The 19,243-nt window shown below is 57.8% G+C and carries 15 protein-coding genes and 2 pseudogenes; 4 read left to right on the forward strand and 13 right to left on the reverse strand.

Features of this window, described 5'->3' with window-relative positions; all coding sequences use genetic code 11:
• Nucleotides 1-20: 20 nt before the first annotated feature.
• The gene (locus tag AC0V8S_RS23915; protein WP_475433749.1) at nucleotides 21-317 is read right to left on the reverse strand and encodes a hypothetical protein; all 297 of its coding nucleotides are present in this window, start codon (nucleotides 315-317) and stop codon (nucleotides 21-23) included.
• 81 nt (nucleotides 318-398) lie between these two features.
• Here AC0V8S_RS23915 and AC0V8S_RS23920 point away from each other — a divergent pair, with 81 nt between their 5' ends.
• Both AC0V8S_RS23920 and AC0V8S_RS23925 read left to right on the forward strand, forming a co-directional pair.
• On the forward strand, nucleotides 399-644 hold the full coding sequence (locus AC0V8S_RS23920) for a CopG family ribbon-helix-helix protein (protein WP_475433750.1): 246 nt from the start codon (nucleotides 399-401) through the stop codon (nucleotides 642-644).
• Nucleotides 645-654: 10 nt separating this feature from the next.
• Nucleotides 655-932 (forward strand): annotated as a pseudogene (locus tag AC0V8S_RS23925) (type II toxin-antitoxin system RelE/ParE family toxin).
• 54 nt (nucleotides 933-986) lie between these two features.
• Here the strand turns inward: AC0V8S_RS23925 and AC0V8S_RS23930 are convergent.
• Nucleotides 987-1,361 carry a helix-turn-helix domain-containing protein gene (locus tag AC0V8S_RS23930; RefSeq protein ID WP_475433752.1) on the reverse strand — a complete coding sequence of 125 codons (375 nt, stop codon included), beginning with the start codon at nucleotides 1,359-1,361 and terminating at the stop codon, nucleotides 987-989.
• A gap of 460 nt (nucleotides 1,362-1,821) precedes the next feature.
• On the opposite strand from AC0V8S_RS23930, the pseudogene AC0V8S_RS23935 reads away from it, so the two are divergent.
• A pseudogene (locus AC0V8S_RS23935) lies at nucleotides 1,822-2,210 on the forward strand (IS30 family transposase); the annotation flags it as partial.
• 365 nt (nucleotides 2,211-2,575) lie between these two features.
• On the opposite strand, the gene AC0V8S_RS23940 reads toward AC0V8S_RS23935, so the two are convergent.
• From AC0V8S_RS23940 to AC0V8S_RS23990, 11 genes are all read right to left on the reverse strand, one after another.
• Nucleotides 2,576-3,826 carry an IS256 family transposase gene (locus AC0V8S_RS23940; RefSeq protein WP_475438687.1) on the reverse strand — a complete coding sequence of 417 codons (1,251 nt, stop codon included), beginning with the start codon at nucleotides 3,824-3,826 and terminating at the stop codon, nucleotides 2,576-2,578.
• 75 nt (nucleotides 3,827-3,901) lie between these two features.
• Complete coding sequence (locus AC0V8S_RS23945) at nucleotides 3,902-5,125, reverse strand: serine protease family protein (RefSeq protein ID WP_475433754.1); 1,224 nt, start codon at nucleotides 5,123-5,125, stop codon at nucleotides 3,902-3,904.
• 351 nt (nucleotides 5,126-5,476) lie between these two features.
• Complete coding sequence (locus AC0V8S_RS23950; RefSeq protein ID WP_475433756.1) at nucleotides 5,477-7,327, reverse strand: di-heme-cytochrome C peroxidase; 1,851 nt, start codon at nucleotides 7,325-7,327, stop codon at nucleotides 5,477-5,479.
• A gap of 341 nt (nucleotides 7,328-7,668) precedes the next feature.
• Nucleotides 7,669-8,067 carry a hypothetical protein gene (locus AC0V8S_RS23955; protein WP_475433758.1) on the reverse strand — a complete coding sequence of 133 codons (399 nt, stop codon included), beginning with the start codon at nucleotides 8,065-8,067 and terminating at the stop codon, nucleotides 7,669-7,671.
• Nucleotides 8,068-8,274: 207 nt separating this feature from the next.
• Entirely contained in the window at nucleotides 8,275-8,571 is a 297-nt protein-coding gene (locus AC0V8S_RS23960) for a hypothetical protein (protein ID WP_475433760.1), read from the reverse strand.
• A gap of 1,355 nt (nucleotides 8,572-9,926) precedes the next feature.
• Nucleotides 9,927-11,294 (reverse strand): DNA methyltransferase family protein, encoded by a 1,368-nt coding sequence (locus tag AC0V8S_RS23965; RefSeq protein WP_475433762.1) that lies wholly within the window; start codon nucleotides 11,292-11,294, stop codon nucleotides 9,927-9,929.
• A gap of 157 nt (nucleotides 11,295-11,451) precedes the next feature.
• Nucleotides 11,452-13,071 carry a DNA methyltransferase gene (locus AC0V8S_RS23970; RefSeq protein WP_475433764.1) on the reverse strand — a complete coding sequence of 540 codons (1,620 nt, stop codon included), beginning with the start codon at nucleotides 13,069-13,071 and terminating at the stop codon, nucleotides 11,452-11,454.
• Between the two features lie 406 nt (nucleotides 13,072-13,477).
• On the reverse strand, nucleotides 13,478-14,503 hold the full coding sequence (locus AC0V8S_RS23975) for an OmpA family protein (RefSeq protein WP_475433765.1): 1,026 nt from the start codon (nucleotides 14,501-14,503) through the stop codon (nucleotides 13,478-13,480).
• Complete coding sequence (locus AC0V8S_RS23980) at nucleotides 14,491-15,753, reverse strand: hypothetical protein (RefSeq protein WP_475433767.1); 1,263 nt, start codon at nucleotides 15,751-15,753, stop codon at nucleotides 14,491-14,493. Before AC0V8S_RS23980 ends, AC0V8S_RS23975 begins: the two co-directional genes overlap by 13 nt.
• A gap of 3 nt (nucleotides 15,754-15,756) precedes the next feature.
• Nucleotides 15,757-16,590, reverse strand: a complete 834-nt coding sequence (locus AC0V8S_RS23985) for a hypothetical protein (RefSeq protein ID WP_475433769.1) — start codon at nucleotides 16,588-16,590, stop codon at nucleotides 15,757-15,759.
• Nucleotides 16,577-18,022: a hypothetical protein gene (locus AC0V8S_RS23990; RefSeq protein ID WP_475433771.1), complete on the reverse strand. Its 1,446-nt coding sequence runs from the start codon at nucleotides 18,020-18,022 to the stop codon at nucleotides 16,577-16,579. The genes AC0V8S_RS23985 and AC0V8S_RS23990 overlap by 14 nt, the downstream gene beginning before the upstream one ends.
• Nucleotides 18,023-18,394: 372 nt before the next feature.
• Here AC0V8S_RS23990 and AC0V8S_RS23995 point away from each other — a divergent pair, with 372 nt between their 5' ends.
• On the forward strand, nucleotides 18,395-19,222 hold the full coding sequence (locus AC0V8S_RS23995) for an excalibur calcium-binding domain-containing protein (protein ID WP_475433773.1): 828 nt from the start codon (nucleotides 18,395-18,397) through the stop codon (nucleotides 19,220-19,222).
• Nucleotides 19,223-19,243: the final 21 nt, after the last annotated feature.

Below are 19,243 nucleotides of genomic sequence, written 5' to 3' on the forward strand. Positions count from 1 at the left end.
TCGCTGCACAAAACCTGACGTCACCGGCTGGCCTCGGCAATTCGGCGGTAAATCTCTTGCAGGTCGGCTATCGCTTCCGGCCGATAGGTGACTTCAACGCGCCGCATGGGGGGCGGATTTGCGCTCGTTCTCCATGAAGCGGTCCATTTCCGCTTCCGCCTCGTCAGCCGTGAGGCTCGACGGGGGTCATCTGGCGACCGGCCCACGCGGGCACGAATCGCCGCCAGCCGCTCGGCATCTTCCAGCCGCTGGCGCTGCCAGACGCGTACCGCATCCCGCATCGCCTCGCTGGACACCGGCAAAATGTCGTTCGACATTCAAGCTAATCGCAGACTTGACGAACCAGCTTGGTTCACCAATAATCATAGTGAACCAACGAGTTATACCTCCATGACTCCATGACCGCCTTCACCGTCCGTGTGCCGGACGAAACCGCAGACAGGCTGGACCAACTCGCCGAAAAGCTTGACCGCTCACGCTCCTATGTGGCCGCACAGGCCATTGAGGACTTCGTGGCCCGGGAAGAGTGGCAGCTGGCTGAAATAGAGGCCGGGTTGGCCGAAGCCCAGCGCGGCGAATTCGCAAGTGACCATGATGTAGCTGCCGTGGTCGGAAAATACGTCAAGTCCGCCCGCCAATTATGAGCCGTAAAGAATCCGCTGGACCCAGCGGGCGTTGCGGCGGCTTGACGAAATCGGCGCCCACATCGAGAAGACAGCCCCGACGCCGCCGGCCGTGTCGTTGCGCGCATTGTGTCAGCGGCCGAGCACCTGGCCGAGCAACCGGCCATGGGTCGCATCGGACGCATCAAGACGACGCGGGAGCTCGTTTTGGCTGATATACCCTGTATCATCCCCTATCACGTCAATGGCGAGACTGTCGAAATCCTGACTGTCATGCACGCCGCCCAACAGTGGCCGCAGGCCCTGTAAAGTCGCTACACCAGCAAATTTCCCGCCGTCGCGCCAGAACCTGTTTCTCCTAGTTTAGCCCAATAGCTTCTGCGACCGGGTCTGCCGCGCTACACGCCGGGTAGCTTCATCTTTTTTCCGGATGGCTGAGGTCAGCTCATCATAGTCGACGCCGCGCTTCTTCAGCGCCCTGCGCGCATCGTCGATCTCGAAGCCCAGCAACTCGAATACGGTCATATTGAGCTTGGAAGCGACGCGCTCCATTGTCTTCAGGGTCGGATTTCCGATGCCGCGCAGCATCGTATAGTAGGTCCCTCGCGCCAACCCCGTCTTGGGGAGGAAGGCCTCCATCCCACCATTCCGGATCTCAAGCTGCTGGAGGTGCAGCGCCAGCATTTCATTGAGGATGGAATAATGATCGACCGGCTGGGGCTTGCGGACGCGCGACATGAATGGACGAACTCCGGATGAGGCACCTGCGGCTCCGGAGACCGAATGACCTTCTTACATCTCATTGTTTACAAATCAGTATTTGCCACTTATCCGACCGATGTGCAAGGATTTGTGTAGTAACCAAAACTCCGCCCTTTCCTCACCAGTTGGGATGTTCAATACGGCCCTTCACTCGTCCCCGTACACAGTGAATGCGAGGCTCAGGGGTGGCTCTGCTTGGAGGACCTGCAGCAGCAAAGGGGCGTCCGCTTGCGCCAGAAGCGGTCATCTGCCGCCAATTCTCGAATGACCACGTTGGGCGGTGGGTTCAATCGGTGAGGGCAACACACTAGTCTTTCATAAAAGATGGAGTGTGGGCCATGAAGCAGCGACGTCGCATCTATTATTCTGCCGCCCAGCGATCGGAGATCTGGGATCGATGGCAGGCTGGCGAGTCGATGAAGTCGATCGGGCGGTCAAGCTGCAGCGGAAATGGTCGCCAGAGCAGATTGCCGGCTGGCTCAAGCGCACCTACCCAGGGGAGCCGCATAATCAGGTGTCGCACGAAACGATCTATCGCAGCCTGTTCATCCAGGCACGTGGAGTGCTGAAAAAGGAACTGCTGGAGCATCTTAGAGCCAGGCGCACGATCCGCCGTTCCCGGCACGCCAGCATGAAGCGGAGTGGGCTGGGCCAGATCAAGGATGCATCTCCATCAGCGAACGGCCCGCCACCGTCGAAGATCGAGCAGTTCCCGGCTACTGGGAGGGCGACCTCATCGGCGGGTCCAAGAACAGCTACGTGGCGACGCTGGTCGAGCGTCACTCGCGCTATGTGATGCTGATCAAGGTCGCCAACAAAGATACCGAAAGCTGCCACGTGGCAGATATTGGCGCAGCAGTCGGTTGGTGTTTTCATTCGAGCCGCGCTGCCAAGGTGATCGAGGATCGCAGAAGTAGACTCGACCACCGACCTATCCCTGCAAAGCCAGGCAAAGCTCAGCGCCATCGCGCGGCAGCTCAACGAACGCCCCAGAAAGACCTTGCTCTAAAAGACCCCAGCGGAGAAGTTCGCTGAGTGTGTTGCAGCGATCGGTTGCAGCTAATACGTTCTCAACTATCGCTGAAAGTCAGATACACAGATATTGTCACGGCGGAGTGACTTGCCCCGGTGCCGTAGCGGGTCGTGTTGGAATTCGGCGGAGCAGCCTCCGGTAGGTTAAGATTAACGGCTCATGCGGCGAGGTCAATCTGCTGATCGAGTGGCTTCGTAGGAAGCGTCTGCCAGCCGTCGATCTTTCGCATCGAGATTTGACCGGACGCCATCAACGCCCAGAACAACATTGCCGCGGTTTCGGCCGAAGGCAGAACGGTCTGGGTCTTGATGCGCCGCTTGAACTCCTCATGCAGACGCTCAATCGCGTTTGTTGTTCTGGCGCTTTTCCATTGGCTCGGCGGCAGCCGGGTGAAGGCGAAGAGACGCTCGCCGGCCTCCTCCAGGCTGTCGGCCACCGCCCGGCACTTGAGCCGCCATTTGCGCAGGAACGCCTTGCGGCGGCTCTCGATCTCCTCCGGCGTGGCCGCGTAGATCATGTCGGTGTAATCGGCGCTGATCTCCTCGTGCAGCCGCTCGGGAGCATGGGCAAGCAGATTCCTGTGCTTGTGAACCGTGCATCTCTGCACCGGCACCCCGTCCCACAGCGCGGCGATCGCCCTGTCCAAGCCAGGTGCGCCATCGACGATGAGAAACTCAGGTCGGCGCAGGCCGCGCCCGACGAGATCGTCGAGAATGGCCCGCCAGGCCTCCGTCGTCTCGCCACCCATATTCTTGACCGCGAGCAGGATCTTCTGGCCGTCCGCGCGCACACCGATGACCACGAGCAGCGAGATCGAGGTCGCTTTGCGGTCGAGCCTGACACGAACCACCGTCCCGTCGAGGATGAGGCGCACCATCGGCTCGTCGGCCAGAGAGCGGGCATTCCAGGCGTCCCAGTCCGTCTTCACCTTGCGCCAGGTGCGGCTGACGACGTCCTTGCCGATCGCGCCGCCGAACAGCGCGGCGAGCGCACGCCGCACGCGCCTGGTGTTCGTGCCCGCCAGGTAGCTCGACGCGATCAGCGCGTCGGCGGCCATCGTGCGCCGCTGATAGGCGCGCAAGGCCTTGCTCTTCCATTCCACCGTCTTGTCCTTGCCGGCATCGAGGCGCGCCCGCGGAACCGTGATCTCGGTGGTGCCGAAGGTCCCCGTCAGCGTGCGCGTCCGGCTGCCGTGGCGGTGGCCGGCGACACCGGTGGTCTCCTCACTGCGCGCCGCCGGCTGCCGGCCATAACGGGGACGGGCAAGCACCGCGTCCAGCTCGGTCTCGAGCATCGTCTCGATGAAGCCGCGCACCCGCTCGCGCAGGCCAGCTTCGATCGGATCAAACCAGTTGTCGAAAAGATAGCTCGTCGCCTCATCCCCAGGATGAACGGCTTCCGCATTCATGGTAGTCCTTGTCATGGCGTAGTCTCCTGTCCGGCGCTCTAACGCCGGATGATTCGAGGTTTGACACCCCGGAGACTACGCCAACTCACAATTCCAACCACTCCTGCGACGGCACCCTTGCCCCTCCACTATCTTCCGTAACTCATCAACCGGAAGACTGACCCCATAATTTCCGAGCCAAATTGAGCAATCGCTGAGGGCTGTAATTCCTAGTTTGTCGGTTGGCCCAGCGTGGACCCCAATCAGCCGTAGATGGCCGGCGGCATCCGCTTGTATGTAGGCCGCGCCACTTGTGCCTTCCTCGGACTGGCAGGCGTTAAGCAAGAACCCATTGCCGGCCACCTTGAGCAACCGGCAGAACGGATTGTCTAGGTTCGTGGTAAACCCGGCGAGGTCACCACTAGCAGGGGCATTTGCGGCCATCAAAGCGTAGATATTCAATTGATCGATAAAAAGGCGCGAGTTCTCAATCGGCTGGTCGAGCCAAGCTGCGTCAGCGGCGCTATCGCCAAGCATCGGTTTATCCAACGTGAGTAGGGCATAGTCACGCGCCAAAACTCTTCCTTGCTCCTGTCCGCCACGACGAGTGACGGTTGCAACCAGTAGCGCAGGCTCCTCCAGCGTGCGAACTGTCAACTTGGCGCCGACGGTATTGCCAGCAAGACAGTGATCCGCAGTCACGATAAAGTTGTTGAGACGAAAGCCATGACAATAAGGCTGGGCGTCCTCACCAACCAGAAGCATCGTGCGCTCGGCGATCCGCTTAACTTGGGCGGCATTGAGGACGGGCTTATAGACCGACGTCGGCGGCGATAGGCAAAGGTTGGTGTAGGTTTTCGCCAAGTCGCGCATCGCAGGTGTCACCCCGCCGGTACGCTCGGCAGCCAACATATCGAACCGCTGCTCGAGCAAATCGGGCAAGAACGCGTCGCACTGATTGACGCTGGGTAAAGCAAAGAATTCCTTCGCTATACCTGCTTCGTTTGTCTTATCTAGACCCAGTTCGTTTTTAAGAACGCAGCTCCTAAGATGGTCGACTGGAGGGCCAAGCACAGTCTCCAGTTTCTCGGCGGGCGCGGCCAAACCGGCGCCTATCTCGTTCTTACCTGTTTGCATTGCCTCAATATTGCAGCCCGATGACTGGCAGCACTTTCCGCCAGGATCTGCGAAACAGCAATTGCAGTTCGGTTGTTCCGTTTCCTTGTGTGAAAAAAGTGACTCAGCTGCCGTGCCTGACCCGAAAAGCATTCCAAAAAAAGTAGCAAGGAAGAAGCGCCGCGCGATAAGCGAAAGGTGCATTTTTAGCCTCCCAATTCAAAACCTATCCCATCCACGTACGCATCACTTTCCACAGCGTTGTTCCGCCTCAAAACAAGTTGACCTCGTGGCCAGCACCGGTTGTAGAGCGTCGCCCAACATATCTGGACCGCCAGTGCTTGGGACGACTGCCTGGCGCGCACTTGCGCAAGGTCGAGCGGAATGTACTATGGCTCGGCTTTCGTCAAATGCATATGGCGACATCAAAAAATAGGCGTCCATAAGTGGCGAAATGACCAAGCGGCTCGCGGTCACGCTACCTTCGGAATAGCGCCTTCGAAGTTCTTTTATGGCTCGGCCGCGAATGTGTTCGATCGCAACCACACGCAATCCTCAGAGCGATTTCAAGTATTCCATGATCGCATATCGCTCTTCATCACTAAATTTCTCGTTTCCGTAGTCGTGCCCCGAATTCGAATTACCGTCCACCGAGGTGTCAAAAGTAAACAACTGGTTGCCGTCCGCACCTTGACTACCGCCGACGCCCAGGCGAACCGGATCAATCTCTCTTCCGCCAACTGCGAACTTCTTTGGCCGTTGTTCTGCCGGGAGCAGAAGGTCGTAAATACTCGGTATAGATCCATTGTGCAAGAACGGCGCGGTCGCCCATATCCCGTTCAAAGGGCGGCTCGTATAACCCAAGTTGGGATGGGTCGAGCCCAAACATTTTCCCAATTGCCTTTGCTTTTTTTCTGACCGATTCGGGTGTGTTGGTACTGTGACAGGTGGGCCAATTTTCTCTAGTCCAGGCAAACGACGTATGCCGATTAACCTAAGAGCCGTCTCCTTTGTTAATGCCCATTTTTGATCCAGCAACGTGCCAGCAACAACCAATCGGAGAAGATTTGCTACGCCAGCTTCATGCAGGGGGATTTGCTTTCCATCCATAAGTAGGTTGCTTGAAAAGCCTGATAGGAGTCCGGGAGGGATTTGATAGGCAAACGCGTTGCAAGCCATCCAGGGATCTGTGCCCGGAGGCGGTAGCATCTTCGCTGAGATTGTGCTTTTTCCGGATCCGTCGAAAAGGCTCATTTGCACCGGGATCAGCTTTGCCAAGTCGGTGCGTGCAACGACTTGGTGGCAACCGGCGCAATTTTTATTATACAGCAATTGTCCGACAGAACGTTTCGCTGGATCGATTTTGCCGAGCACCGATTCCGGCCAGAGCGGGGGCTGTAACTGACTCAGGACGTCTTCAAGGCGCAGCAGGTTCCTTGTCTTTATACTCGAAGCAAAGCCGTTACCGATCCCTGGATTTGAATTCGGCCGAACATCCCCAAACACGCCGATCATCTCGCCTGTGTTCCGCCCCAGCGCGCCGATGTCGACCGCACCATGTAGAGCTGGCAAATTTTCAGCAATTCCGTTGTACTGAACACGATCAAGCTGAGGTGCCCTCCAAATGAACGGGATGCTTACCGGCGCATCTGAAGGGTTTCCTCCGACATTATTACCATTTAATATAAGAGCAACCTTGTTGAAGATGTGCCCGAAGGCGTCTATACGCCCCGGTCCGTATTCGATCGGAGCTTCATTTACTTTTGACTCTAATTGTTGCCAATTCGCCAGATCTACGAAAGCTTGTCGAAGCAATTTCTTGTTTTGATCTGTTCCCTCATCGCCCGGTAACACAGCTCGCGCGAAGCGGCCCCATTTGTTGCTGTCGTCCTGCGTTTCAGAAAGAGCTTTATTAAGCCCGCGCATGAAAGCTTGGAAGTCAGAGAGCGATGGCCCGCCATCGATCCGCATTACGGCTCCCTTGTAGGTCAGTTGTGCAGTATGGCAAGCTGCACAGGTTAAGCCGACCCAAGCCTCATCGTGCTGATTGACTTTCCAATGCACCCCGGTCCGCTGCAGGTTTCCGTCGGGACCCTTGTCTGGGACAAAGCCTAGGGGCAGCCCCGTAGAGTCTTCAGATGGCAAGTAACCGAATGACGCGATATTGTCTGGCTCAAGGAATAATTTCGTCGATCCAGATTGTTCAAGAGCTTTAATCCAACTCAGGGGAATTAGCCGTGACCCTTGAGACGCGCTATACCAAGCCTCACGCTGCTCCTTTGTCCAGCGCTGGTCGAGCGGCGTGAAAGCTGCTGGGGCAATAGCGCCGGCTTGATGTCCCAACACCAGTGAGCCAACTAGGAGGGCGAGCGAAATCCCACCGCACGTGATAAGCATCCGGTTCATTTTACCTCCAGGACCGATATCAGGGACAATCATAGCTGACCTCATTTTTCGTGGCTTCTTCAGGAGCCCTCGGCAAAGTCTGACATGACAGCATCGCTGTCACAAACCGACCAACTCGGCCTCCGACATGTTGCACGCCCTGCATACTTCAGCACTGACGAGGAACGGACCACTGTAGGTGCCGGTCTTGGGGTTCAACACCCACTTCTCGTAGACATCGCCAACCTTGTAGCAGCGGCACGCGTACAATTCATTGTTGTGCTGTTTGGCGATTACGCCAACCGAAGCTTTCCTAGTTTTCTTCACAATGTCATTCGCCCCCTGTGTCGACTTCATCCAAACTACTGCCCGATCGTGCTGGCAACGTTGGCGGCAACGGACACCCCGATGTCTGCTGCTAAGGCTGCGTTAGCTGCAGCCTGCCCCAGCGCGGTCGACCGCATGACTGGTTTCCCGGTGGCGGGATCAATCTTTGGCCTTTTTGTCTTGGGGTCGATGACGACCACCGACCAGGCAGGGTCCGGAGGGCCAAAGGTTATAGTGAGGTCCTGGGTGCGGTCTCGTGTGGCGCCCAAAAACGTGCCGGACTGGTTGACAGTAGCCCTGACCAGTTTCCATCCGGGGGAAACGCCGCCTGTCGTAACGACCTCGAATTTCACCTGATGCGAGATCACATTCGACTTAAAAGGGCCGCTCTGGTTCGCTGGCGGCGGCGTGTCGCCATTGCCAGATGAAATCATGGTCGCCTGGAGCCAATCATGAAGCTTCAGATCACCCTGGAGGATGAACGGGCCAGTATTCTCCTTTCGGATCGCAGACCTGCAACGACTTCAGGTCCGCGACTGTAAAGAACGATCCGATCTTGTCGATCCGCGTTGCATCGGCCGAAAGTGTTCCCCCCAGATTGACATTGAAAACGCTGGTCGCGGGACTTGGCGGCAGTAGGTTCACGACTGGGTTGACCGAGCTCTTTCTTCCGTTGTAAGGCTGAGTGACAACTGCGCCGCCCAGGAATCGAACCACTGCAAATTCCTGTTTTGCGGGTCGATCGTCGCATTGTCGGCATACAGACGCACAACAGCGTCCTGGACCTCGCATCGCACATTTCGTGCGATTGCATTCACGAAATCACTACGTGCGTGCTCCGAAGCAAAAGCATTTTCCTGGATTTCCGGGACGCGGGTGCCGCAAGCCCCGAGAAAAAGGCAAATTAATACAGCCGCAGACCTGCGTTTGGCCGCCATAGAACCCCTCCCCCGAGAAGATATTCTCTACTAATACCGTTATATATCTATTGGGAAGGAGTCCAGATTCGTTGGCAACCCCGAGTCGAGTGAATTCAGGAATCGCTAAAGAACACGAAAACGTGATGGTAGGGGTGGAAGGAAGACGCAAATACACCTGCTGAGGAAGGCTTCGGTTCAGCTTGCTGAGCGCCCTCTTAAATTCGCAACAGAATTTTAAGATTCAGCCTAATTTTCAGCTCGAGTTTCCCTGCAATAGCAGTCTGTTGAACGATAGGTCCGCTTCGCTGTCTCTCGCGAGCTCCAGGCAAGTCCTGCTATCCCGTCAAATTTGCTCCGAATACGATGGAGTTTGGATTCGATCATATTCGAGGAATCCGCATCGCCCAGAACGCGGTACAATTCGAGGAAGTGCGTCTGCGTTGGAATCTCGCTGGCGTTAGCAGGTCGGACAGGGCTATCCCCTTCATTACAGGCCGCTTCGCTCTCGGTCATTTGAGGGCCGTAGCTCATTATCGGCATGGCGTCCGGATGGGCGGTATTCCGGAAAACGTCAACCACCCGGCGGTGGTTGGATAACCGGTTTCCATCAGCGAGCACCCGTGCTTCCGAGTGGACGGCCATCCTCGTGACATAGCAGTGGCTGCGCAAGTTGCCGCGCGGAGCTGTGGCTATTCCTGAGGAATAACTCTTACATCCATGATCAATGGCGCGGCGCTGCATCTTTGGTTGTGAACGATCGGGGTCCGGAGAGCACGTCTTTCCGGCGACACTTGGCATGGCCGAGTCTCTCGACACGCTGCGACCGCTAATACCTTGTCGGTCGCTCCCACAGCGGCACCTAGATTTTCTCCTGTTCGCGGTCGATGCCTAGCTCGATGCCACACGCACCGATTTTCGATGTGGCATCGAGCTAGGCATCGGCCGGAAAGTCGCGCAGTGGTTCGGCAATGCGGCGGTCGAGGATCCGTCATTGCTCCGCAGCGAGCATCCGCAACGTGTGTGCGGATCGAAGCCACGCTTGGCCGGCTGGTCAAGCTGGGAGTTCCAGAGGCGCAGGAAATCGAGATTCGGATCCAAGCTGAGAAGGCCAGTATTGGCTAGAGCCGATGAAGCTTGCCCGATCCACTCACCGACATAGCTTGACGAGATTCGAAAGCGACGCCGCTCCCCCCTGCGAATGTGGTCGGCCGGTTGCATCAACGAACGACCGCTTCTGTGATCGCTCACAGCTAACGGAACGGCGACAATTGGGCGCACAGCAGTACCTCATGAGGCGTGGCGGGAATGACGGGAATGGGGTCGCGATCAGCAATCCTGGGTCAAGGGAGTCTCGCACAACTTGGCTACCTGGGTCAGCTTGCCCGGCGTTTGGTGCTTCGCGGACGCTTTGCTGATTTCGGCTGGTTTTCGCGATCCTCGGTGGTCAATTGCTGCGGACCGACTCCTGACTTGCGGCCACCTGCAATGGGCAACTTCATCTGCGGAGCACGTCGAACCTCTTCCGGCGTTGGGCGACGTGACTTTCTTGTCTTCAGACCGGGTTTGGCGCACGCGTTGAATGCCTCGCGCACCAGATTGAGTTCGAGGAGGTTCGCCAGGGCTTCATCTTCCGAGATATCCACAGGCCACCCGTAGGTTACGGCAACGGCGGCATCGAGCTTCGAGTGAGCGTCGACCAGCCACTGCGGACGCCGGTTGTAGAGGTTGGTCAGGGTGCGCTCGCGCAGGATCTCGTCCGACGCGAGGTCCTTCGGAAGGATTCGATCCGGATAGCCGGGTACGACCTGAGGCTCGATCTGGACAAGATCGCTCGGGTTGAGCCACGCATTCCGCAGGTCATCAAGTCTCTTGGCTGCGCTTGATATGGCGATGGCACCTGAATCCTTTTCATATCGAACTGCGGGGATGTCCGGCGTGAGGCCCTCGGGGAACGGGAAGGTCTCGAACACCCCCGCACTATTGTAGGTCGGATCATTACCGACGCCGTGCCACGAGCAAGTTGCTAAGCTCCAAGCCTCGTGAAAACGGGAATGAAGAATCCCGAAAAAGACATCGTCTGATCGAGAAAACGCGAAGATACGGGAGTCGGGAACTATCGATTGATCAAGCCATACGAATGTCCGATGCTTTGCGACGCGAGGTGTTGCCACATAGCGCGAGTGGCCCCGCAAGGAGGCGTGAAAAGCCGGCCTTGGCTCCACGTGCCGCCACCAGCGCTCACGGTACGCATCACGCCTATTCTGTGAGCGCTCCGGAAACACGTACTCCTTGATGTGCTGGAACGGCGCCTCGTAGAGAGCGGCCTCCTGCTCGGACATCTCCCACCCGAAATCGATGATCCACATGTCGCGGCCGCGGCGAGTGATATCCATTCCGTTGCGCCATGGACGGAGCACATCTGAGTTCGGCCTGCCATTGGGATTCGTCGGCATGCGGAGCCAGGTCCGGGCCAAGCTACCCGCGACATCGAAGGCACCACCTTTCGTATCGCCCATGAACGCTACGTGTTGGTTCTCTGAGAGCTGGCGCGCCTTTGTCAGGTCGGTCACGCCGGCGGTAAGATCTGCGTTTATCTGTGCAACCGACCTGCCATCGAGGCGCAACGGGTCCTCACCCCGACCGAAGCAAATGAGGGACACCCGCACGGCCGCGCCATCTATGACCCACGGCTCATCGCTCCAGGCTTCGAATAGCCGGTTCTCGGTGATGATTCGATCCAACACCTTTCGGTTCGCTCCACCACGTATGGAATTCGTTGTGACCAGTCCCACCCGACGCGTTCGATCTGCAGCTACAGCGGCGCGGGCTTTCTCCACCCAATAACAGACGAGATCAGCCTCGCGAGAGACCCGTCCGTCGTACACCTCGAAAAGGCGTTCAACCGTCGGATCGCCTAAGCCTTGCCGCATCAACCGTACGCCCAGAAACGGTGGATTCCCCAACGATGAATTCTGCTTCCGGCCATTCCGCCTCGGCATCTCCGGTGCGTGGCCCTAAGGCAGCCAGAAGGTCTCCTTGTGCGTCATGAGCTGTATCGACGTCTTCGGCCTGTCTGACCAAGGCGTCGCGCCTTTCGATTGCATCCAGCTTGCGCAGGATTGGAATCGATTTCGAGCGAATCCCGTTCTTTATCTGCCACTGAATATCGCCGATCCAGATGGTCGTGCGTGCAAGCTCGGCTGCCATCATGTTGATTTCGATGCCGCGCAGGATTTCCGGCCCTGTGAGCGGAAGCTGCGCGGGCAAGCCGAGCATCTCGCAGTCGAGGTTGGCGCGGTGTTCGATATCCTTCACGCCCTGGAGAGCGAGGTATAGGAAGTTCCCGGACCCGCATGCCGGATCCAGAATGCGGAGCTTTCGCAGCCGTTCCGTGAAACGGGACCGCACTTCGGCCGCCGCTTCCTCACGCGTCATCCGGCGGGATTGCTGCCTTCGCATTGGCGGCTTGCGATTGCCATTCAGGAATTCGACGATCTCCAGACTTGCTTGTTCCCATTCCTGTCGCAGAGGCCTCAGAATGACGGGGTCGACAAGGCGCATGATCTTTTCTGGATCGGTGTAATGCGCGCCGATCTGGGCGCGTTTTTCCGGGTCCAGAAACCGCTCGAACAGGGTTCCAAAGATCGTAGGATCGATGAGACCCCAATCGAGGCTATCTGCGGCGATAAGCAAACCGATGTCGCCGTGGTCGAGCTGTAGCGCTCGACGACCGTCGAACAGACCACCGTTGAACCATGCGATATCGGTCAGATCGAACTCGCCGCCGCGCTCCATCGCTTCAAACAGCTTGTTGAGGTAGCTCATGGCTCGTTCCGGAGCGCGGGCGGATCGCTTTAGGAGCTTCGTGAACAGCCCATCATCCAGCAGGCTGACACTCTGGGCGAAGAAGCAGAACACCAACTGATTCACGAAATGAGCGATCTCATCCGGAGTGCCGCGCCCCTGAAGGCGGAGGGCGATCGTGGAAAACTTGTCTGCTGCTTCCTTGGTGACTGCCGCGCGTGTTCTGGTCGGCCTCAGCTTTTCCGGGCTGAAGAAGACGTTGTGCAACATCTCGCGTGCTGAAGGCTCCGCGAGGTCATCTAGAGTGATCTCGTAGGTGGACGGGACGGTGTTGGTCCAAGCGGTATGGATGCGAAGGCGTTCGATGTCGCAAACGATATGGAGCGGTGGGCTCAAAAGCGCCGGCGCGTATCGCATCAACTGTAGGAGGGCCTCGTCGAGGTTTCCCTTCTTACGCTTGTACTCCCATGCGAAGTGACCCTTCTTCCAGACGTCAGCAAAACCTTTGCCCCCTCCGAGCTTGTTCGCGCCTTTCTCGAACGCGAAGAATTCCCCACTCGGGTCCTCATGAATCGGAGATGGGTGGCCGATCAGCGAGCAGATATCGAGGAAGTGTTCTTGAGCCGTCTGCCGCTCGCCAAGATCGGACTTCCTCCACTTCTTGATGAAAGCAGTCGGCGTTATGGGCGTGAGCCCTGTGGCACCCAGACTCATTACGCATCCCCTCCGACACAGCCATCGGACCCAGTAGAAGAGGTTGCCAATCAAACTCTGATTTATTGGTTAATATTAGACAGCCGATGCATCAACAATTTATCGTCAATGACCTATGTACATCAGAAATAAGGGCACCATGCATTGCGGCAGCCGTTATCGCGCGGCTGGAAAAACGGGCTGGTCCCTGCCAACCGTTATGCTGGTGCTCCTGCACATCGTAACTCTTGACCCGGTTGAGATTTGGGAAGTTTCCTTCCCTGTAGTAATGACGCGCCTCGCGGAAACAGGCTCCATCTCATGCAATGAGTGCGGTGCGCTGGCTGAGGACCAGCGGCAGTTTGCGGGCTTCCAGCCGCACTGCGCTTGATGGCATCCCACGCTTTGTCTCAGTATGGTTTGCCTATCAGTTGCCTTCGTGGTTGCCCTCGGCGGCCAGTTTCTGCTTACTCTTGCGTACTCGGATCTCGATACGACGTCTTTCTGGAGCATCGCCGGACTGGGCTCCATCCGTCAGGCGATCGTCAGGCAGGATCAGCTGCCCACCTGACATGGGCAGAACGTTCAGGTGGCGGAAGTTTGGTATCTTTTTCAGAACCGACGCGACGGATATTGCTCGCGCCAGGCCCAGCCCGGCATTGTCACCGGGTTCCATTTTGCTGACGCTCTCATCTCCAGAGAGTACGCGCCTCAAAACGTAGTCCATGTTCGACTGCCTCGACAATCGCTGTTCGTCAGTGTGGCCAATGACCTCGACGACATCGACATCGTATTTCGCGACGATCTCAGCAATCTGCTCGGCAATGATGCCCTCAAGCTTGGCCCTGAAGTCCGGTTTGAGTTCGGCACTACTGACTTCGAAGGAATAGCCGTTGGCTTCGCTGAGATTGATGATTGGTGGGAGGTCCTTAGGCTGCCGTGTCGTTTCGGCGAGTTCCTTTTCGGCCTCGGCCAGCTTACGTTCGGCTTCGGTCGCGCGCTGATGCGCCGACACCAGCTTGCGCACGTCATCGGCTGTGAGCTTGTTGTCGCGGACTGCGGCTGTGGCTTCCGCCAGGCTAACTGCTTGTTCGGCCGTCAGTCCCTTTTGCTCGATCTGCTCGATCGCTTTTTTGGCGAGGACAAGTTTTCGCCATTCCTCATCAGGCACTTTGTGCCCGGTCGACCGTTCCATGAGCTCAGCAACCTGGGCCAGCAGGTTCTTGTTCTCCTGTTTGAGTTGTCGGACCTCTGCCTCGCTGCGAGATACCTTTTCAAGGGCAGTCTCCAGTTCCGCCTTCTTCTTTGCGACAATGGCGCCCGCCACTAACAGCAAGCAGAAGACGAGCAGGAGCATCGTTTCGGCCATGGTGAGCCCGAGGATCAAGCCGCGGGCATAGCCTTTCTTTTCGTAGCCGACCGAAGCTCCGCCAAGTTCGTTCAGCGCCACCATCTCGGCCTCAGTTGGGCTTTCTCCACGATCGGCTGGGAGGCCGGCTGCCCGGCATCAGTCCCGTTGGGTGTTGCCGCTGCGCCTGGCTTCCCACCCTGCGCAGCTACCTCGGAAATGGGGATGAAGATGGGAGGCTCAACAGACGGTTCATTGGCGGGCACGGGTGCAACCGGACGGATTTCGTGCGGGACAGGCACACGATCGCGATCGAGGATGCGCGATAGCAGGTTCGTCGTACTGGCGTTTTGTTCAGCCTGCTTCTCAAGCTTCTCAAGGAGGAGCCTCTGATGCGCTGCCATCTTCAAGACGGCATCCGAAAGCTTGTCGGTCCTTTCTCCCTGTTCTTTCGAAAGCGCTTCGGCCCGCTCGGTGAACCTTCCGACAGATGCTGCTAGCACCTTGAGAACCGTGACGACGTCGGTCTTGAGGACCTCGTCGGGAATAACCACTTTGGCGAGCTTCCCGGCAACAATGTCGGCCTGCGCCTCGAACTTCGAGACCGTGCCAGCCATGGAGGCATTCGCCGTGTCGAGCGACGCAGCGACCGTGCCGACCTTTTCGGCAACTCCAGAAAACCTGCTTTCGATACGGCCGAAGGTATCATCGAGGCTTTTGACGATCTTCTCCGAAGTCTCCTGGACGGGTTTTATCGCTTTGGCGGCCATACCCTCGAAGGCCTGTCGGACCTGATCGCCGTTCTTTTCCGCCTGTCGGGCTATTTCGTCGAACCCTTCCTCCAACATCTGATTGCAAACCCGGCGGAAGTCGGCGAATTCACGCGCTACGCTTTCCATCTCTGTGCGCACGCGGCGTGTCATATCCGCGAGCTCGTGACGGGCAGCCCGTTCCACGTCGGCGGGGTCGCGTCGGACCTGATTGTGGAAGATGCGCAGCGCGATGCCAGTGATGGTCGACGTCACGGCAATGCCGAAATTCCTGACGATTTCGTCCGTCGATGCGTCTGTGCCGAACTGGTAAAGCGAGGTGCCCAAGCTGGAGAGCGTGAACAGGAAGCCCATGTAATAGAGGTTGTCACCTGTCTGCTCGTCGTGAACGCGCAACTTCCCGACGTACCAGGAAAACGCGAAGTAGCCGATCATGATGCCGATCGGCACTGTTGACGAGATAACGGGACTTATGCCGGCGGTCTTGGTGACGGCGATGAAAACGCACCCGCCTACCGTCAGCGCGATATAGAAAGCCTGCGGGAACATCCACGTATCGAGGAAGGATTGTCTGCGCTCGGCCATGGGTTACATCCCTTCCAGCTTTGTAAAGTCGCTGAGATTGCCCCCGTTCTCCGAAAACCACTGGGTCCAGAAATTGGCATGGTCGACGGACGGGAACTTCCTTTCCGGCCTGTTGAAATAGAGGATGGTCACGTCAGCGCCGAGAAGATCGGTCCTAAAACGCGAATTCGCTGGGCTTTTCTTGAAGGCGTTGTAGTCGGCCCCCGATTTGTATTGGGAATAGGCGGGCGTGTTCTCCATCATGTCCGACACGAGGACCAACCGTTTTGGAACATTGTCGAACATGCCGTTGTCGAACAGGCTGAGCTTCAGTTTCTGGATGCCAGCCATGATCGGCGACTGATCAGCCTGGCTATCCGCCGGCAAGTGCTCCGGCAGCTCCTTGAGGGGCTTGTCGAAGGCCTCTTCCCAGATTCTCTGATGCTTCCCGGGATTGCTGGTCCAGACGTCAACCGTTGAGCCGTCTCCCGGATTGCATCGCGCGTACAGTTCTTTCAGATCGCCAGGTACCGCTGTCAGGGTGCCAACCCAGAGGTAGCCGCCCTGTTTGATCGAGCCGGCAATCTGCCTGAATTTGTTGGCAAGATCCTCCATGGTGGCGTGCGGGACGGGATCAGAGGTGTCAAAAAGAACAGCGGTGACGCTGTTCGGTCCCGCCTTTGTCGGGCAGCCCGTCTTTGCGTCTGTTTCCACTACGTCCCGGGCCTTTACGTTGAGCCAGACGTAGCCGGAAAACATTGCGAGCGAGGCAAGTCCAAGCAGGATTGCTCCAACAATCGCTCCAACGCCTTTCCCGCGCGAGCTCCCTGCCCTGCGACGGCTTCTAGGCCTGGCCATCGAGCGTCTCCGGATACAGTTTGTCGAGGTCGCGATACTTTTCGATCCCGGACTCGCATTCCTTGCCGACCTGCTGCATCTGCTCGTTCAGCGCCTGCTGGGCCGCGGCAATCGATGAAGCAAGATCGCTATCCTTGATCTCACCATCGTTTTGGACAATGGGCTTGGTCTTTTGGAGTTTGAAAGGTTGGGAGAAGTGTTTCGGAGCGGGAGTCTTGCGCGCACGGATGTTTGCTTCGCGGTACTTTGAGAGAAGCTGGTTGCCGCTCCTCTCGAGTTGCTCTTGGTGTTCATTGAACAGAGCCGAAAGCCGTGCACGGCTGGAGAGGATTGCAGCGTGTTCTCTCCTGCGGCTGCTGAGCCCCTTCAAGATGTCTTCGACCTTGCCGTTATGGTCGTCCCGCAATTCGATGAGACGGTCTATGAGGTCGGCTTTGGTATCGGTGTAATCCTGCCGCCTCTCCCGGCGCCTTTTCTCCACGCCGGCATAGCCCGGATATGGATCGAGGACGAACCAGCCGTCGATGAAGGCGATGATCGAAAAGAGCAGACCGACCAGGAAGAGCATCCACGATCTCACCTCCTCAAGCCCGAGCGGGTTATGGAGCATTCTCTGGACCGCAATGTTGCCAGCGCCGTCGGCGAGCGTTCCGCTGACCTCACGATAGTGCGCAAGCAGCAAGTTTATGCCGAGCGCAATAGCGGCATAGACCAGGATGAAAGCGGTCCCGACAAGCTTCCCTCCCCAAGACCGATGGGTCACCCAGCGCACGCAGAAGATGGCGAAAATCAAGGCGGACACGATATTCACGAAGGAAAAGGCGAATGCTTCCGTGGCGCCACCGAGGAAGCCTTGGTCGTTGCCCTTGGCCAGAAAGGATCCGTTGAGATACGTCTCGACCAGCAGGAGGAAAATGAGGAGTGCCACCCTGAAAAGATGGGCTGTTCCTTGCTGCAGTCTGGCGACACGTTCCAAACGGTGGTTCTTGCGAAAGCTGGAAAGCTCCCTGGTGGCCTCGTGAAGGTCGGTTCGCTTAGCGTGAAGGGTATCCAAACCGACCGCTATTTCTCCCTTGAAGTCGGACAGGCTTGAGGTGTTTGCCTGCTGCAAGAGGCCGAACTGCTCCTCAAGGCCCAGATTCGCAACGCGACCGGAAAAGAGGTGAAGCTGATCCTCCAGGATCTGGTGGGCCGCTTTTTTCTCGTCCTGCACCCTTTCGACGACGGAGTGTTCGACCTCGTCGAGGGCCTTGGACGAAGTCGATGGCTGGTCCTTTTCGCCATGCGCCGTTCCCTGATTGTCGAGGTCCATGTCCCGGGCAATCTTGTCGACGTTGAGACTCGGGAAAATGTCTGCCCCCACCCTATAGTCGTGGTTCGCTTCCATTATCCGATTGCGCAGCTTCTCGAGCGCTTCAAACCTCGCAGCCAACGTCTTTACCCCTACGATCTAACCCCGGAAAACACATGCGTGTGGCACGCCGCGCGCTTCAGCGCGCAGCAATCCCACAATCGGCGTCTGTCATATCCGGCTTCCCCCACCCAGCAGAATGCAAAAAACCCATTCTGAATGTGCTCGATAGTACATCGACGCGCTGCGTGCAAACTAAAGGAGCGGCCCGCCCCCCGAGCGAATTCCTTACAACCAGCGCTACCTATTGCTCCAGTTCGCAAGAGTTATTGACACACTTTGTTGATGCGATCGATCAGCTCCCGGCCATACAGAAAGATTCTCAACCCTTGTCACCCGCCAAACCTAGACCAGCGCCAAATTTGATAGCATTCTAGGGATGGGGAGAATGGCTTGGACAAATCTCGATACAAAAATCGCTCGGGTTGGGGGCGCAAGGGCAATGGCGTGGGTCGATCACCCGCCTGGCGTCGCGCAAGCCTGCCGTTGGGCCTGGTCTTTGTGACAGTGGCTGCCGCTGCCGCCTTAGCCACGCAATCAGCTATGCAGCATACCGACCGCATACCAGACATTGGGGTTTCGAGCTGGTTCGGGTCGAAGCCAGAGCCGATCGCTGGCGTCGCGTCCGTTATCGATGGGGACACGATCGAAATCCATGGCCAGCGGATCCGCTTTAACGGCATCGACGCTCCGGAGAGCAAGCAATCCTGCAGTGACGCCAAGGGATTCGACTATCCCTGCGGGCGCCGCTCGGCCGAGGCTCTGGACGCCTTTCTAGCGGCCTCCAGGCCGGCGCACTGCACCTTCGTAGCTTGGGACCGCTATCACCGGTTTGTCGGTGATTGCCAGCGAGCGGACGGCGTCACCGTCGCTTCCTGGATGGTCGAGCACGGCCAGGCTCTGGATTGGCCCCGCTACAGCCACGGGGCCTTTTCAGCGCAGCAGGCGAAGGCGGAGGCCGCGAAGCTCGGTCTTTGGGTCGGAACGTTTCAGGCGCCCTGGGAATGGCGGGCTGCGCACGCTGGCGATGCGAGGCCGTCGAGCCAGCCGCTCGGCATCATCAGCCGCCGACAGGTAGCGCAAAGCTTTTCATGCCAACCGCGGCGGACGTGCTCGCAAATCAGCTCTTGCGACGAAGCCCAATGGTATCTCAACAACTGTCCATGGGGCGGCAAGCTGGATCGCGATGGCGACGGAATTGCTTGCGAGACACTCTGTTGATGGCGCCGGGTAAGAAGCGGC

The sequence above is a fragment of the Mesorhizobium oxytropidicola genome (genome assembly GCF_056174625.1).

What these genes read in the sequence shown, in the direction of transcription:
- AC0V8S_RS23915 (WP_475433749.1), bottom strand. Translation starts at nt 317, where the DNA reads ATGTCGAACGACATTTTGCCGGTGTCCAGCGAGGCGATGCGGGATGCG.
- AC0V8S_RS23975 (WP_475433765.1), bottom strand. Translation starts at nt 14,503, where the DNA reads ATGGTGGCGCTGAACGAACTTGGCGGAGCTTCGGTCGGCTACGAAAAG.
- AC0V8S_RS23945 (WP_475433754.1), bottom strand. Translation starts at nt 5,125, where the DNA reads ATGCACCTTTCGCTTATCGCGCGGCGCTTCTTCCTTGCTACTTTTTTT.
- AC0V8S_RS23980 (WP_475433767.1), bottom strand. Translation starts at nt 15,753, where the DNA reads ATGGCCGAGCGCAGACAATCCTTCCTCGATACGTGGATGTTCCCGCAG.
- AC0V8S_RS23955 (WP_475433758.1), bottom strand. Translation starts at nt 8,067, where the DNA reads ATGATTTCATCTGGCAATGGCGACACGCCGCCGCCAGCGAACCAGAGC.
- AC0V8S_RS23930 (WP_475433752.1), bottom strand. Translation starts at nt 1,361, where the DNA reads ATGTCGCGCGTCCGCAAGCCCCAGCCGGTCGATCATTATTCCATCCTC.
- AC0V8S_RS23985 (WP_475433769.1), bottom strand. Translation starts at nt 16,590, where the DNA reads ATGGCCAGGCCTAGAAGCCGTCGCAGGGCAGGGAGCTCGCGCGGGAAA.
- AC0V8S_RS23940 (WP_475438687.1), bottom strand. Translation starts at nt 3,826, where the DNA reads ATGAATGCGGAAGCCGTTCATCCTGGGGATGAGGCGACGAGCTATCTT.
- AC0V8S_RS23950 (WP_475433756.1), bottom strand. Translation starts at nt 7,327, where the DNA reads ATGAACCGGATGCTTATCACGTGCGGTGGGATTTCGCTCGCCCTCCTA.
- AC0V8S_RS23920 (WP_475433750.1), top strand. Translation starts at nt 399, where the DNA reads ATGACCGCCTTCACCGTCCGTGTGCCGGACGAAACCGCAGACAGGCTG.
- AC0V8S_RS23960 (WP_475433760.1), bottom strand. Translation starts at nt 8,571, where the DNA reads ATGGCGGCCAAACGCAGGTCTGCGGCTGTATTAATTTGCCTTTTTCTC.
- AC0V8S_RS23970 (WP_475433764.1), bottom strand. Translation starts at nt 13,071, where the DNA reads ATGAGTCTGGGTGCCACAGGGCTCACGCCCATAACGCCGACTGCTTTC.